This is a genomic window from Buttiauxella cochleicola (genome assembly GCF_021282435.1).
Taxonomy (GTDB): Bacteria; Pseudomonadota; Gammaproteobacteria; order Enterobacterales; family Enterobacteriaceae; genus Buttiauxella; species Buttiauxella massiliensis.
Genome location: NZ_JAJSOT010000002.1, coordinates 409,663 through 424,567, shown reverse-complemented (window position 1 = coordinate 424,567; position 14,905 = coordinate 409,663). Strand labels below are relative to the sequence as shown.

General features: G+C 54.8%; 12 protein-coding genes. 7 read left to right on the top strand and 5 right to left on the bottom strand.

The window, feature by feature from the left end:
- The first annotated feature begins 6 nt into the window (after nucleotides 1–6).
- Entirely contained in the window at nucleotides 7–3,894 is a 3,888-nt protein-coding gene (locus tag LVQ77_RS07745; protein ID WP_370645007.1) for an enterobactin synthase subunit F, read from the top strand.
- Between the two features lie 39 nt (nucleotides 3,895–3,933).
- Here the strand turns inward: LVQ77_RS07745 and LVQ77_RS07740 are convergent, their stop codons facing one another.
- From LVQ77_RS07740 to fepD, 4 genes are all read right to left on the bottom strand, one after another.
- Nucleotides 3,934–4,263 (bottom strand): HigA family addiction module antitoxin, encoded by a 330-nt coding sequence (locus tag LVQ77_RS07740; protein ID WP_232864178.1) that lies wholly within the window; start codon nucleotides 4,261–4,263, stop codon nucleotides 3,934–3,936.
- 302 nt (nucleotides 4,264–4,565) lie between these two features.
- Nucleotides 4,566–5,366 (bottom strand): iron-enterobactin ABC transporter ATP-binding protein, encoded by an 801-nt coding sequence (gene fepC / locus LVQ77_RS07735; RefSeq protein ID WP_232904119.1) that lies wholly within the window; start codon nucleotides 5,364–5,366, stop codon nucleotides 4,566–4,568.
- Nucleotides 5,363–6,355: an iron-enterobactin ABC transporter permease gene (gene fepG / locus LVQ77_RS07730; protein WP_232904118.1), complete on the bottom strand. Its 993-nt coding sequence runs from the start codon at nucleotides 6,353–6,355 to the stop codon at nucleotides 5,363–5,365. The genes fepC and fepG overlap by 4 nt, the downstream gene beginning before the upstream one ends.
- Complete coding sequence (gene fepD / locus LVQ77_RS07725) at nucleotides 6,352–7,341, bottom strand: Fe(3+)-siderophore ABC transporter permease (RefSeq protein WP_232904117.1); 990 nt, start codon at nucleotides 7,339–7,341, stop codon at nucleotides 6,352–6,354. The genes fepG and fepD overlap by 4 nt, the downstream gene beginning before the upstream one ends.
- Before the next feature lie 141 nt (nucleotides 7,342–7,482).
- On the opposite strand from fepD, the gene entS reads away from it, so the two are divergent.
- Nucleotides 7,483–8,739, top strand: coding sequence for an enterobactin transporter EntS (entS, locus tag LVQ77_RS07720; RefSeq protein ID WP_232864182.1), 1,257 nt, complete (start codon nucleotides 7,483–7,485; stop codon nucleotides 8,737–8,739).
- Here the strand turns inward: entS and fepB are convergent, their stop codons facing one another.
- A complete protein-coding gene (gene fepB / locus LVQ77_RS07715; RefSeq protein ID WP_232904116.1) occupies nucleotides 8,740–9,684 on the bottom strand; it encodes a Fe2+-enterobactin ABC transporter substrate-binding protein in 945 nt (314 codons plus the stop codon).
- A 215-nt stretch (nucleotides 9,685–9,899) separates the two neighbouring features.
- Here fepB and entC point away from each other — a divergent pair, with 215 nt between their 5' ends.
- From entC to entH, 5 genes are read left to right on the top strand one after another with little or no spacing between them, the layout of a single operon-like run.
- On the top strand, nucleotides 9,900–11,081 hold the full coding sequence (gene entC / locus LVQ77_RS07710; protein WP_232864184.1) for an isochorismate synthase EntC: 1,182 nt from the start codon (nucleotides 9,900–9,902) through the stop codon (nucleotides 11,079–11,081).
- On the top strand, nucleotides 11,082–12,698 hold the full coding sequence (locus LVQ77_RS07705; RefSeq protein ID WP_232904115.1) for a (2,3-dihydroxybenzoyl)adenylate synthase: 1,617 nt from the start codon (nucleotides 11,082–11,084) through the stop codon (nucleotides 12,696–12,698).
- 14 nt (nucleotides 12,699–12,712) lie between these two features.
- Nucleotides 12,713–13,567, top strand: coding sequence for an isochorismatase (locus tag LVQ77_RS07700; protein ID WP_232904114.1), 855 nt, complete (start codon nucleotides 12,713–12,715; stop codon nucleotides 13,565–13,567).
- 2 nt (nucleotides 13,568–13,569) lie between these two features.
- The gene (dhbA, locus tag LVQ77_RS07695) at nucleotides 13,570–14,322 is read left to right on the top strand and encodes a 2,3-dihydro-2,3-dihydroxybenzoate dehydrogenase (RefSeq protein WP_232864187.1); all 753 of its coding nucleotides are present in this window, start codon (nucleotides 13,570–13,572) and stop codon (nucleotides 14,320–14,322) included.
- Complete coding sequence (gene entH, locus LVQ77_RS07690) at nucleotides 14,323–14,739, top strand: proofreading thioesterase EntH (RefSeq protein ID WP_232904113.1); 417 nt, start codon at nucleotides 14,323–14,325, stop codon at nucleotides 14,737–14,739.
- Nucleotides 14,740–14,905 lie beyond the last annotated feature (166 nt).

The window sequence follows — 14,905 nt, the reverse complement described above, 5'->3', positions numbered from 1 at the left end:
AAAACTATGCCGCTTGTAGCAGCACAGCCCGGAATCTGGATGGCGGATCAGCTGTCACAACAGTCTAATATGTGGAGCGTGGCACACTATGTTGAGCTAAATGGAGAACTCAACGAAGCGTTACTGTGCCGGGCGATAGTGGCAGGCATGAAAGAGGCCGATACCCTTTGCATGCGCTTTAGCGAAGTGGACGGCGAAGCGCGGCAGTGGATAGACCCCAACGCGTCGTTTGTTGCCCCTTGTTGCGTTGATCTGCGCAATGAAATCGATCCGATCGCCACCGCACAAGCAATGATGCGCGACGATCTCGACGGGGATTTGCGTATCGCCAGCGGCAAGCCGCTTTACCATCATCAACTGCTGCGAATCTCAAATACACGCTGGTTCTGGTATCAACGTTTTCATCATTTAGTGGTCGATGGCTTTAGTTTCACCGCTATTACCCGCCGAATTGCCAATATTTATAGCGACTTGTGCCAAAACCAAGCGCCTGAACCCACGCCATTTACTCCGTTTAGCGAAGTGGTTGAAGAATACGAGCATTACCGCAAAACGGATGCCTGGCGGCGTGATTCTGCATTCTGGATAAGCAAAGCTAAACAGTTGCCACCACCTGCCACTCTGTCAACCAAACCGCTTACTGGCCAAGGGGTTAGCACAAAACTGATTCGCCAGACGCTACGTTTTGAGTCGGCAGATTTTCATGCACTGGTTGAAAATGCCCGCCTGCAAAACCTGACAGCCGCCGATATGGCATTAGGGCTGGTGGCGTTGTGGCTCGGGCGCTTAAGTGGCCGCAATGAGTATTCCGCCGGTTTTATCTTTATGCGCCGCATGGGTTCCGCCGCACTTTGTGCCACCGGCCCGGTGCTGAATGTATTGCCGTTTGGGGTGCGTATTGAATCCGACTACACCCTCGCCAGTCTTGCGACAAACCTCGCCAAAGAACTGAAAGGTATACGCCGTTACCAGCGTTACGATGCTGAACAAATCCAGCGCGATTTGGGGCTTATCGCAAACGGCGAACCGCTGTATGGCCCAGTAATAAACCTGAAAATGTTCGATTACCGGCTTGATTTCAATGGTATTGAAGGCATCACGCATCAACTGGCTTCAGGCCCGGTCCGCGACCTGGAAATTGCGCTCTACATCAGCGAGCAAGGTGACTTCTCCCTTGAGATGTTGGCAAATGCCGAGCGTTACGATGCGCAAACTTTGCAGCAGCATATTGCGCGCTTGCCGCTTCTTTTGCGCCAGTTTGCGGCCAATCCTGCATTACGATGCGTAGATGCCCAACTGTTGCATGAATCCGAAACCTCGCTGCTGGAAAGCGTAAATGCTACGCAGACGTCAGTCCCTTCGACAACGTTAAGCGAGCTCATTGCGCAGCAAGCGGAGCGCACACCAGACGCTCCGGCGTTAGCGGATGAACACCACCAGTTCAGTTATCGCGAGATGCGTGAACAGGTTCAGGCATTGGCGAGTGAGCTGCTGTTACGTGGCGTAAAACCGGGTGATGTGGTTGCCGTGGCACTCCCTCGCTCGGTCTTTTTATCCCTGGCGTTGCAGGCCATTGTGGAAGCTGGCGCCGCCTGGTTGCCGCTGGATACTGGTTACCCCGATGACCGGTTACACATGATGCTTGAAGATGCCGCGCCACGTTTGTTGCTCACTTCTCAAGAGCAGTTACCACGTTTTAGTGCTGTTCATGGCCTGCAAACCTTCTGCTATCAAAATGTGCTGACAGCGTTTAAGCCGCCGCAGACTCACAATCTCTCTCGCCCGGAACATACCGCGTATGTGATCTTCACATCCGGTTCCACGGGTCGCCCGAAAGGGGTAATGGTCGGGCAACAGGCTATCGTTAACCGCCTGTTGTGGATGCAAAATCACTACCCGTTAAACGGTGACGATGTGGTTTTGCAGAAAACGCCATGCAGTTTTGATGTGTCCGTTTGGGAATTTTTCTGGCCGTATATTGTTGGCGCACAACTGGTTATGGCCCCACCTGAAGCGCACCGCGACCCGGAGGCGTTGCAGCAGCTTTTTGCTCGTTATCGAGTGACTACTACACACTTTGTTCCATCAATGTTAGCGGCGTTTGTTGCGGCACTAACCGATGCCGACGCGGTGGCGAAATGCGCAACTTTAAAACGCGTATTCTGTAGCGGCGAAGCACTGCCAACAGAACTTTGCCGCCATTGGGAACAGCTCATCCACGTGCCACTGCATAACCTTTATGGGCCAACGGAAGCCGCGGTCGACGTGAGCTGGTATCCGGCATTTGGTGCGGAATTAGCACAGGTTTCAGGCAGCAGCGTGCCGATTGGCTGGCCGGTGTGGAATACCGGGCTGCGAATTCTGGACTCGGCAATGCGCCCGGTTCCTGTCGGGATCGCAGGTGATCTTTACCTTACCGGGATCCAACTGGCGCAGGGCTATTTATCCCGCCCGGATCTTACTGCCAGCCGCTTTGTTGCCGATCCTTTTGCTGCGGGCGAGCGCATGTATCGTACCGGCGATGTGGCGCGTTGGCTTGATAATGGCGCGGTGGAATACCTTGGCCGCAGTGACGATCAGTTAAAAATTCGTGGGCAACGTATTGAATTGGGCGACATTGACCGCGCTTTGCAGGCGCTGCCGGATGTGGCGCAGGCAGTGACGCACGCCTGCGTGCTCAATAAAGAGGCCGCAAGCGGTGGCGATGCCCGCCAACTAGTGGGCTATCTGGTCTCGGCTTCAGGCGAGGTTTTGCCCGTCGACACTCTGCGTAAACAATTGAGCAACGTGCTCCCGGCGCACATGGTGCCGGTCGCGCTCATTCAGCTTGATGATTTCCCATTGAGCGCGAATGGCAAACTGGACAGAAAAGCGCTGCCGTTGCCGGAACTGGCGATACGTGGCACAGGGCGCGCACCGGAATCTTCTTTAGAAATCACCATTGCTGACGCTTTTGCCCATTTGCTGGGATGCGAAATTCACTCGATAGATGACGATTTCTTTGCCCTCGGCGGCCATTCATTACTGGCGATGCGCCTCGCGGCTCAACTACGCCGTATGCTTGAAAGGCCAGTAACTGTGGGGCAAGTGATGGTGGCGTCGACTGTCGGCCAGCTTGCGCAAATGCTGGCGAAAGATTGCGGTGAAGAAGAAGCGAATCGGGCAGGGTTTGATGCCGTGCTGCCGCTGCGTAAAAGCACCGGGCCAACGCTCTATTGCTTCCACCCGGCGTCTGGTTTTGCCTGGCAATTTAGCGTATTGCAGCGCTATCTCGACCCACGCTGGTCGATAACCGGCATTCAGTCCCCGCGCCCGAATGGCCCAATGCAGCAGGCAGAAAACCTGGCGCAGGTTTGTGAAACGCATCTGCAAACCCTGCGTGAACTTCAGCCGCATGGCCCGTATTACCTGATGGGATATTCGTTAGGCGGCACGCTGGCGCAAGGTATTGCTGCGCGTCTTGAAGCGGTGGGCGAAAAGGTCGCGTTCTTAGGGCTGTTAGATACCTGGCCGCCGGAAACGCAAAACTGGGCTGAAAAAGGTGCCAACGAACTCGACCCGGCGGTGCTGGATGAAATCAACCGCGAACGTGCGGCTTTTGTCGCCGCTCAGCACGGGCAAAAGTCAGATGCATTATTCCAGGCTATCGAAGGGAACTACGGCGATGCGGTGCGCCTGCTTACCACGGCGCAAAGTGTGCCGTTTGCCGGCAAAGCCACGCTGTTTGTTGCCGAGCGAACGTTGCCAGAAGGGATGGACCCGCAACAAACCTGGGCACCATGGATTGGCGAACTTGATGTATTCCGCCTGGACTGCGCCCATGTCGATATCATTTCCCCACATGCTTTCGAGGAAATTGGGCCGGTGTTGCAGCGAGTGTTAGCGTTTGATTAAACAAAAGCGGCGGGTAGTTTAGGTTACCCGCCGCTTTACTTATGCTGCTCTGGTTTTACGTTCCAGCATTTCTCTGAGCGTCACGATACGACTCATTTCTTCCTGAGTCCGCGGGTCGTTCTGAATTTCCCAGATATCGACATTCGTTTGCAGATTGAGCCAAAATTCCACAGAGGTATCAAACACCTTCGCGAGTCTGAAAGCCATATCGGTTGTCAGTTTGCTGTTGTTATTTAGCAGCTTACTGACGGTGTTGCGATGAACCTGAAGCATCTCCGCCAGATCGTTAATTCGCAGACCTGTAGGTTCGAGATACTCATAAAGAAGCACGTCGCCGACAGAGGTGGGTTTACGTTGTGCCTGGACCATACTTAATCCTTATTGTTTATACCCATCATCCTTCAAGCCGCAGGGGTGTTGGCTGCACTCACAAACCCCAGTCACTTACTTCAGTAAGCTCCTGGGGATTTGCTCCCTGGCCGCCTACCTGCAACTCGAATGCTAATGGCTATATATGATCAGCAAAGTTGAGATTGTGTGCTTTAGCGTTAGTACTGATGCTGGTTCGATGTGATTAATCAGGTGGACAGTAGAATATATTTTCGCACCCTTGCACAGTGCTAGTGTGCGTTTTTGCGAGGCGCTACGCAAACTTTTTAATCAGTTCTTTTTCATCCACGCCCGAGCGGCACCACCAACGGCGTATGCGCTACCGGATCTTCAATAATCATGCAGCGCAGGCCGTAAATCGCTTCGATAAGTTCGGGTGTGACAATCTCGGTCGGTGCACCTTCGGCCACAATCTTACCGTCTCGCAAGGCGATTAAATGCGTGGCGTAACGGCAGGCCTGGTTCAAATCGTGCAGCACAGCGGCAAGGGTAAAACCTTGCTTTTGATTGAGATCGCGCAGTAATTCCAGCAAATCAATTTGGTGGCTGATATCAAGCCAGGTGGTCGGCTCGTCAAGCAGCAAAATGGAAGTTTCTTGCGCCAGCACCATCGCAATCCAGGCTCGTTGCCGCTGGCCGCCAGAAAGCGTATCCACGGGCTGATCGGCTAAATCTTCAATGTTGGTCGCTTTTAATGCCCGCTCGACCGCCTGGCTATCCTCTTCTCGCCAGCGTGAAAACATCGGTTGGTGCGGGTAGCGGCCACGTGCCACTAGCTCCGCCACACTAATATCACCAGGTGCTGTGGAATTTTGCGCCAGTAAACCCACGCGCCGCGCCACTTCTTTGGTCGCAAAACGGTGGATTTCATTGCCATCGAGCCAAACCTGGCCGTGCATCGGTTTCATCAGTCGGCTTAACGTGCGCAATAGCGTGGATTTCCCGCAGCCGTTGGGGCCAATAATCGCGGTAAATTTCCCGTCAGGAATGGCAACGGTCAGGCCGTCGGCCACCACATGATTGCCATATCCAAGCCGTAATTTTTCGCCGTGCAGGCGCGATGGAGTGGAAATCTGGCTCATTTCTTACGGGACTCCTGAATCAACAACGCAATAAGATAAATACCGCCGAGGCTTACCGTGACCACACCGACCGGTAATTGATATGGCATAAACAGATGTTGGGCGCACAGATCTGCCGCGAGTAAAAGCGTTGCGCCGCATAATGCGGATTGCAGCAAACCCCAGCGTGAAGTGCCGCTTAAACGGCGGGCGATATGTGGTGCGACAAGTGCGATAAACGAAATCGGCCCGGCTAATGCGGTGGCTGCGGCAGTGAGTATCACACCAGTTAGCATTAACAACAGGCGAGAGCGTTCAACCGAAACGCCGAGTGCGCAGGCGCTGTCATCGCCCATTTCCAGCAACCGCATGCGCCGCACTAACAATGCTCCAGCAACCAGCGCCAGTAACATTAAAGGTGCTGCCGGGAAGATATTCCCCCAGGTTAAACCGTTCAGGGAACCGGCATTCCACAGCCCTGCGGAAATGGCGGTTTCAAGCGAGGCATGTAGCAACAGCCAGGTATTGAACGCCACCAGCATAGCCCGTACGCCAATGCCGATGATTATCAAACGGAAAGTTTCAATGCCGTTTCGCCACGCGAGCAACCAGACCACCAGCGCAGTAATGATGCCACCGGCCATGGCTGAGGTAGCAATCGCAGTTTGATGCTGGCCGAACAGCACCATGGCGACCAGAACACCACTCCATGCCCCGGTGTTAAAGCCCATCACGTCTGGGCTGCCGAGTGGGTTACGCATCAGTGACTGGAAGATGGCTCCGCTCACGCCCAAAGCCGCACCAATCAGCAGCGCCATGACAACGCGTGGCAAGCGCCATTCGACCACCACCAGTGAGATATTGCGCGGTGCGGAACCCAATAGCGCGTCAATCACCTGGCTTACCGAAAGCGGTAATACGCCACTTCCCAGGCTCCATATTCCCAGAGTGATACTGAGTAGCAATAAAATCAGGCTGATGGTGACCAGACGAGGAGAAGGGCGGTTCATAATCCTGCTCCTTTGCGGCTGCGGCGTACTAAGTAGATAAGCATCGGTGCGCCAATAAACGCGCTCACTACTGAAACGCGCAGCTCTCCAGGAACCAGCATGCGGCCAATAATATCGGCAAACAGCAGTAGAGTTGGGGTGGCAATAAGAGTCACGGGGAGCGACCAACGGTGATCGGCTCCCACCAGCCAACGAGCCAGATGCGGCATCATCAGGCCAATAAAAGCAATTGGCCCGACTGCGGCGGTAGCGCTGCCACACAATAAAGTGATGGCAATTAAACCGAGCAACTGAGTGCGTGCAACTTTGCTGCCCAGCGCGGTGGCGGTGTCGGTGCCCATACTCAGGCTATTAAGCGAACGGCTGATAAACAGCGCAATCACGCAGCCCGCTAGCACGGGCAATACAATAATTTTTAGGGTTTCGAGCGTGCGAATATCCAACGTTCCGGCCTGCCAGAAACGCAACTGGTCATAGACCACCGGGTTGAGTAGCGCGATGCCGTTGCTTAAGCCTTCGAGTACCGCACCGAGCGCGACGCCCGCCAGCGTTAACCGTACCGGGCTGAGTTGCCCGCCGCCCTGGCTTCCGGTAAAAGCCACCACCAGTGCCGCAGACAATGCGCCCGCAAAGGCCAACCCGAGTAATGCTATTGGCGATGAAAGACTCCACACAGCCGCCCCCAAAACAATGGCAAAACTGGCCCCGGCATTGACGCCAAGCAGGCCTGGGTCAGCGAGGGGATTTCGGGTCAGCGTTTGCATCAACGCACCGGCAAGGCCCAGTGCGCCGCCCGCAAGAATACCAGCTAGTGTGCGGGGGAGGCGGGCGTCGAGCACGATAGTGCAATCTGCACTTTGGCATTGGCCGCTAAATGCATTGATAACCACTTCGGCAGGGAGGGATTTGGCACCTAATAACAAACTGAGTATTGCCATTAAAACGAGTAAAAACAGCAAACTCAGCAGGATGAACCAGCGTGACATACGTTGTATATCCTTCACTTCGTAGCCCTACAAAAATCATGTAAAATTAAATGATAGTTATTATCATTATCACTCTTATTTGTTTATGTTAGCATGAGCCGCCTCGCACCCGGAAAGAAAAATTCGCTTTAAGGCCATGTAATGAACCGCAATTCTTTGCTGCTTAATCTCAGTTTACTCAAGACTCATCCCGCTTTTCGCGCTGTCTTCCTCGCCCGTTTTATCTCCATTGTGTCGTTGGGGTTGTTGGGTGTCGCGGTGCCGGTACAAATCCAGATGCTGACAGGCTCCTCCTTGCAAGTGGGGCTCGCGGTGACGCTTACCGGTTCGGCGATGTTTATCGGTCTGATGATGGGCGGTGTGCTGGCAGACCGCCATGAGCGCCGCCGCCTGATTCTTCTGGCCCGTTCTACCTGTGGCGTCGGCTTTATTGGCCTGACGATTAACGCCGCATTACCTGACCCCTCGCTGGCGGCGATTTATCTGCTCGGCGTGTGGGATGGATTCTTTGGCGCACTCGGCGTGACGGCGCTTTTAGCCGCGACTCCTGCGCTGGTCGGGCGTGAGAATTTGATGCAGGCGAGTGCGATAACCATGCTCACCGTGCGCCTCGGTTCGGTGATTTCACCGATGATTGGCGGGCTGCTGCTGGCTTCCGGTGGCGTGGTGTGGAACTACGCGCTGGCGTCCGTCGGCACGTTCATTACGCTGCTGCCGCTGCTGAGTTTGCCAAAACTGGCACCGCCTCCCCAGGCGCGTGAAAATCCGCTGTTGTCGCTGTGGAATGGTTTACGGTTTCTGGTCGGCCACCCGATTATTGGCGGCATTGCGTTAGTCGGCGCATTGCTGACGATGGCAAGTGCGGTGCGCGTCTTGTATCCCGCGCTGGCTGGTCACTGGCAAATGAGTGCCGCACAAATCGGCCTGATGTATGCCGCCGTTCCGTTGGGTGCCGCGATTGGCGCGTTAACCAGCGGGCGCATCGCCCATCACGCGAGCCCAGGCATGATCATGCTGGCGTCCGGAATTGTGTCGTTTATCTCGATTGGCGTTTTCAGCCTGATGCCGGTTTGGGGACTTGGGCTGGCGTGTCTGGCGCTGTTTGGTTATCTCAGTGCGATTAGCTCTTTGTTGCAATATACGCTAATTCAGACGCTTACCCCGGACGGGATGTTAGGCCGAATCAATGGTTTGTGGACAGCACAGAACGTGACGGGTGATGCGATAGGTGCTGCGATTTTAGGTGGCATGACGGTTGTAATGACGCCTGTGGCGGCGGCAAGTTCCGGGGGCTTTGCATTGACGTTATGCGGCGTTGTGCTGGCGATTGTGTTGGTGCAGTTGCGACGTTATCGCCAGGCCGCCCCGGCGCAACCCGAGGCAGAAACAGCTAAATAATCACTTGCTGGCAAACAACGTGCTCATGTGCTCAAGGATTCTTGTTGCACTGTAATAATCGAGACGGAAAGTCTCGATTCCCAGCGCGTAAACGTGTTTTTTCTGCACGGCGGGCAGGTGCGAAAGAAGCGGGTTATTTGCCAGCGCAGTGGCATCTTTCTCATCACTTGCGAACAAGAATAGGCTCTCGCCATTCAAACCTGTAGCAAGGTTTTCACCGCCAAGCTGCACGATGTCGTGACGTTTACCCATGCTCTGGCTGGTATGAATAGCCGCAGGAATTGGCGATAAGGTAAAACCGAGCTGCACTAGCAATTTTCCCTGTGCCGAATCTAACGTCCAAATATTCGCTGAACGAGACGCTGGTGTGTAAACCATCGCTGTGACCGGTTGTGGCGGCAGCTTCATGTGCATTCTGGCTTCGCTTAGCTGCTTATCAAAGCTTGAGATTCTTTCTGTGGCTTGCTTTTCGTGCCCAGTAATCTCACCGAGCTGGGTGAGCAATTGCTGCCAACTTTTATCGTCGTAATTGATCACCAGCGTCGGTGCAATTGCCGAGAGCTGCTCATAAAGGGCGAGGGCGGAATCACCTCCAGTGGCACTAATCAAAATCAAATCAGGCATTTGTGCCGCGACGGCTTCAGCACTGGCTTCGCCAATATATAAACGCTGAACGTTACGTTGTTTAGCGACATCTCCCCACTGGCGTAGAAAACCTTGTGAGTCAGCCATTCGATTGCCAGGCGTCGTAGCACCGCTTGCCACTACCGGTGCATCAATTGCCAGTAGTGAACCGGTGAGAGTCACGCTGGTTGAGACAATGCGCTGCGGTGCCTGCTCAAAAGTATGAGGGCCGTGGCTGTCGGTGATGGTGCGTGGCCAGTCGGCAGCGTGAGCAAGGCTGCTCAGGCATAAAACGATAACTGCGGAGAATCTGATTTTCACTCAATAACTTCCTGTTGAAATTTAACGATTGCGGTGGATGCTGCTGGCGCTTATCCACCCTACAAAACTGTTTTGCGTAGGTCGGATAAGCGTTAGCGCCATCCGGCAAGACCGAGCAGCTATTGACACTGCTGTCTTTTCTCTTTAGGTTACGACCCCGAAAAGCAAATGATAATCATTATTACTATCTTTTGTCATGTTTTTACGGAGGACGGATGGAAACGTTACTGGTGCCGCAGCCACAAGAAAAACAGCTAACACCTTGTGCGAATAGTTTTTTCTTTATGTCGCCTTATCGCAGTTTTTCGACCAGCGGCTGCTTTACTCGCCTGGATTGCGCGGCGCTTGATGGTGCAAACCCCCACGGGGACCTGCAAAAACAGCTGCGTGAAGCGTTTGAAAACGCCAAAAAGCACGGTATCGAGAAACCGGTTGTCGTCGGTGCAATTCCTTTCGATCCAAGTCAACCTTCAGCGTTGTTTATCCCCGAAAGCTGGCAGACGTTTTCCCGCTCCCAGATCCAGGCTGGTGCCAGACAAAGCAGAACGGAAAAACCGCTAAATATTGCCGCTCGCAAAGCGATTCCTGAACAAGAAAAATTTATGGAGATGGTGGCTCACGCCGCCGCTGCTACGGCTCAGCCGGATATTGACAAAGTGGTGCTCTCGCGCCTGATTGATATTGAAACGGACGCGCCCGTTGACCTTGATGTGTTACTCAATCGCCTGATTAGCCAGAACCCGACCAGCTATAACTTCCACGTGCCGTTGCCGGATGGCAGCTCGCTGGTGGGTGCCAGCCCGGAATTGCTGCTACGCAAATCGGGCAAGAATTTCAGTTCATTGCCGCTGGCAGGCTCGGCGCGTCGTGATAAAGAAAATATCCCGCGCGACAGCGAAATTGGTGCGCAACTGCTGCGATCCAGAAAAGACCGCCACGAACATGGCCTCGTGACGCAGGCGATGCGCGATGTTTTGCAGCCGCATAGCCAATATTTAACGCTTTCCGATACGCCGGAACTTATCACCACTCCGACGTTATGGCACCTTGCCACGCCGATTTACGGCCAGGTTGAAGACCGCCAGCACAACGCGCTTTCCCTTGCTTGCTTATTGCACCCCACGCCCGCTCTGAGCGGTTTCCCGCACGATGTGGCGCAAAAATTGATTGCCGAACTGGAGCCGTTCGACCGCGAACTGTTTGGCGGCATCGTCGGGTGGTGTGACGCTGATGGTAACGGCGAGTGGGTGGTGACTATTCGCTGTGCCCGCGTAGGTGGCAATCAAGTGCGGCTGTTCGCAGGCGCGGGCATCGTTCCTGCGTCGTCGCCGGAATCTGAATGGCGCGAAACGGGTGTCAAACTTTCCACCATGCTCAACGTATTTGGACTGAAATAAATGGCGATTCAATTCACGCGCTGGCCAGATGAACTGGCCGCTCGCTACTGCGAAAAAGGCTACTGGGCCGATTTGCCGCTCACCGACATTCTCACGCGCCATGCCAAAAATGATGCCATTGCGCTGGTTGATGGCGAGCGCCACTACAGTTATCGCGAACTCGAACTGGCCGCTACGCGACTGGCCTGTGCATTACAGCGTCGTGGCCTGAGCTGCGGTGAAACCGCGTTAGTTCAGCTTGGTAACGTGGTGGAACTCTATATCACGCTGTTTGCACTGCTGAAGATTGGCGTGGCTCCGGTTAACGCGCTGTTCAGCCACCAACGCACCGAAATGGAAGCCTACGCTAAGCAAATCGAGCCGGTAGTGTTGATTGCTGACCGCAAACACAATTTGTTCGCCCATGATGATTTCCTTGAATCGCTTTGCGAGCAGAACCCATCGTTACGCATGGCGGTGTTGCTTAACGAAAACGATCGTGAACGTTCGCTGAGCGCCTTTATCAACGAGCCGGAAGAGAACTTTGTCGCTACGCCATCGGCAGCGGACGAAGTGGCTTTCTTCCAGCTTTCCGGCGGCAGCACCGGCACGCCAAAACTGATCCCACGCACCCACAACGACTACTACTACAGCATTCGCCGCAGCGTCGAAATCTGCCGTTTTGATAGCAATACGCGCTTCCTGTGCGCGATCCCGGCGGCGCATAACTACGCGCTCAGTTCACCTGGTTCGCTCGGCGTATTTTACGGCGGTGGGCGCGTGGTGCTGGCAAACGACCCGAGTGCCACGCTCTGTTTCCCGCTGATTGAACGCCACCAGATTAACGCCACCGCGCTGGTGCCGCCTGCGGTCAGCTTGTGGTTACAGGCGATTGGCGAATGGGGCAGTAATAAATCGCTTGAGTCGCTGACGCTGTTGCAAGTTGGCGGCGCACGGTTGAGCGAAGCGCTGGCCGCACGTATTCCGGCAGAAATTGGCTGCCAGTTACAGCAAGTTTTCGGCATGGCCGAAGGCCTGGTGAACTACACGCGCCTGGATGACGACAATGAGCACATCTTCAAAACCCAGGGCAAACCGATGTGCCCGGACGACGAAGTGTGGGTGGCTGATGAAAACGGCAACCCTTTACCGCACGGGGAAGTGGGCCGCCTGATGACGCGCGGGCCGTACACCTTCCGTGGCTATTACCGCAGCCCGGAACACAACGCCAGCGCCTTTGATGCCAACGGTTTTTACTGCTCCGGCGATCTAATTTCCATTGCCGAAGACGGTTACATCACGGTTCAGGGGCGCGAAAAAGATCAGATCAACCGTGGCGGAGAAAAGATCGCTGCCGAGGAGATCGAAAACCTGCTGCTGCGCCATGAAGAGATCGTGCATGCCGCGCTGGTTTCGATGGAAGACAGTCTGCTGGGCGAGAAAAGCTGCGCATTTATCGTCGGCAGTCGCCCATTCCGCGCGGTGGAAATTCGCCGTTACTTGCGTGAGCTTGGCATTGCCGACTTCAAACTGCCTGATCGTATTGAAATCGTTGAAAACCTGCCGCTGACGGCGGTGGGCAAAGTGGACAAAAAACGTTTGCGCCAGTTGATTGCTGAAAAGCAACTGGCTTCCTGATTGACGGAGAAATTATGGCTATTCCAAAACTGAACGCATACCCCTTACCGACGGCTGCCGACATTCCGGAAAACAAAGTGAACTGGGCGTTTGAGCCTGAGCGTGCGGCGCTGTTAATCCACGATATGCAGGAATATTTCATTGATTTCTGGGGCGACAATTGCCCGATGATCCAACAAGTTATCGCCAACATCGCTGCGCTGCGCGATTACTGCAAACGCCACAATATTCCGGTGTATTACACAGCACAGCCCAACGCTCAGAGCGACGAAGACCGTGCGCTGCTCAACGACATGTGGGGGCCGGGCTTAAATAAACACCCGGAGCGCCAGACAGTGGTGGCCGAACTTGCGCCAGACGAACACGACACGGTGCTGACCAAATGGCGCTACAGCGCCTTTATCCGCTCGCCGCTGGAACAGTCCTTGAAAGAAACTGGCCGTAACCAACTGATTATCTGTGGTGTGTACGCACATATAGGCTGCATGACCACGGCAACCGATGCGTTTATGCGTGATATCAAACCGTTTATGGTGGCCGATGCGCTGGCAGATTTCAGCCGCGAAGAACACATGATGGCGCTGAAATACACCGCAGGTCGTTCCGGACGCGTGGTGATGACGCGTGATTTGTTGCCGGAAAGTGCCCCGCAAAACAAACAGCAACTGCGTGAAATCGTCCTGCCATTGCTTGATGAATCCGACATCCCTGAAGATGACGAGAACCTGATTGATTACGGCCTCGATTCCGTGCGCATGATGGCGCTGGCAGCTCGCTGGCGTAAAATTCACGCTGATATCGATTTTGTGATGCTGGCGAAAAACCCGTCCATTGACGCCTGGTGGGCGCTGCTGTCGCGGGGAGCATGAGCATGAACATCGACTTTAGCGGCAAAACCGTTTGGGTAACCGGGGCGGGTAAAGGCATCGGCTATCACACTGCGCGTGCATTTAGCGAAGCCGGTGCGACGGTTATTGGCTTTGATCTGGCGTTCCCGTTGGATATTTATCCGTTCGCCGCGGAAGTGCTGAACGTGGCAGATGCCGAGCAGGTGGCTGCCGTTACGCAGCGTTTAATGAGCGACGAGCCGCAGCTTGACGTGCTGGTCAACGCGGCGGGAATTTTGCGCATGGGCGCGACGGATGCACTGCCCCTGCAAGACTGGCAGGACACATTTGCGGTCAACGTTGGCGGTGCATTTAATATGTTCCGCGCTGTAATGCCACGAATGCGCGAACAGCGCAGCGGGGCGATTGTGACCGTTGCATCCGATGCCGCGCACACGCCGCGCACCGGAATGTCGGCTTATGGCGCATCGAAAGCGGCGCTCAAAAGCCTGGCGTTAACCGTTGGCCTTGAGCTGGCTCCGTTTGGTGTGCGCTGCAATGTAGTGTCTCCGGGGTCGACCGATACCGACATGCAGCGCACCCTGTGGAAAACGCCAGATGCCGAACAACAGCGTATTCAGGGCTTCCCGGAACAGTTCAAACTGGGTATTCCGCTGGGAAAAATCGCCCGCCCGCAGGAGATCGCCAGCACCATTTTGTTCCTCGCCTCATCGCACACCAGCCACATCACGTTGCAGGATATTGTGATTGATGGCGGCGCAACGCTTGGAGCCTGAATGAGTATCTGGAAAAGGGAACTCACGCTCGAGGCGCTAAACAAAACCAGCGTCGGGACGATGGTTGAGCATCTCGGCATCGTCTATACGCGCATGGATGACGAAAGTCTTGAAGCGGAAATGCCTGTTGATCACCGCACCCAGCAGCCATTTGGTTTGCTGCACGGCGGCGCATCGGTGGTGCTGGCGGAAACGCTGGGGTCGATGGCTGGGTTTCTGACCACGAGCGAAGGACAGTGCGTGGTCGGGACTGAAATCAACGCCAGCCACCATCGGGCGGTAGCGTCCGGCACCGTGCGCGGTGTGTGCAAACCGCTGCATTTAGGGCGGTCTTCACAGGTGTGGGAAATTGCCATTTTTGATGGGCGCGGGAAGAGGTGTTGTACGAGTCGGTTGACGACGGCGGTGATGGGGTGAACGTTTGTGGTGGATTCAGCCGCATACATTGTTAGGGCTGTGATTGTTCCGTTCACCGTTCGCTGATCCATGTAGGAACGGTAAACTTTCGGGTGAACGGAAAACCTCCGGCTTGCCATATCCAATAATTCCCTTCTGGGACAGCGGATCCCCCCGCATCGTGATC

Excerpts from the sequence above, each read along its gene's own strand:
- LVQ77_RS07745 (WP_370645007.1), top strand. The coding sequence starts at position 7 with ATGCCGCTTGTAGCAGCACAGCCCGGAATCTGGATGGCGGATCAGCTG.
- LVQ77_RS07740 (WP_232864178.1), bottom strand. The coding sequence starts at position 4,263 with ATGGTCCAGGCACAACGTAAACCCACCTCTGTCGGCGACGTGCTTCTT.
- fepC (WP_232904119.1), bottom strand. The coding sequence starts at position 5,366 with ATGAGCCAGATTTCCACTCCATCGCGCCTGCACGGCGAAAAATTACGG.
- fepG (WP_232904118.1), bottom strand. The coding sequence starts at position 6,355 with ATGAACCGCCCTTCTCCTCGTCTGGTCACCATCAGCCTGATTTTATTG.
- fepD (WP_232904117.1), bottom strand. The coding sequence starts at position 7,341 with ATGTCACGCTGGTTCATCCTGCTGAGTTTGCTGTTTTTACTCGTTTTA.
- entS (WP_232864182.1), top strand. The coding sequence starts at position 7,483 with ATGAACCGCAATTCTTTGCTGCTTAATCTCAGTTTACTCAAGACTCAT.
- entC (WP_232864184.1), top strand. The coding sequence starts at position 9,900 with ATGGAAACGTTACTGGTGCCGCAGCCACAAGAAAAACAGCTAACACCT.
- LVQ77_RS07705 (WP_232904115.1), top strand. The coding sequence starts at position 11,082 with ATGGCGATTCAATTCACGCGCTGGCCAGATGAACTGGCCGCTCGCTAC.
- LVQ77_RS07700 (WP_232904114.1), top strand. The coding sequence starts at position 12,713 with ATGGCTATTCCAAAACTGAACGCATACCCCTTACCGACGGCTGCCGAC.
- dhbA (WP_232864187.1), top strand. The coding sequence starts at position 13,570 with ATGAACATCGACTTTAGCGGCAAAACCGTTTGGGTAACCGGGGCGGGT.
- entH (WP_232904113.1), top strand. The coding sequence starts at position 14,323 with ATGAGTATCTGGAAAAGGGAACTCACGCTCGAGGCGCTAAACAAAACC.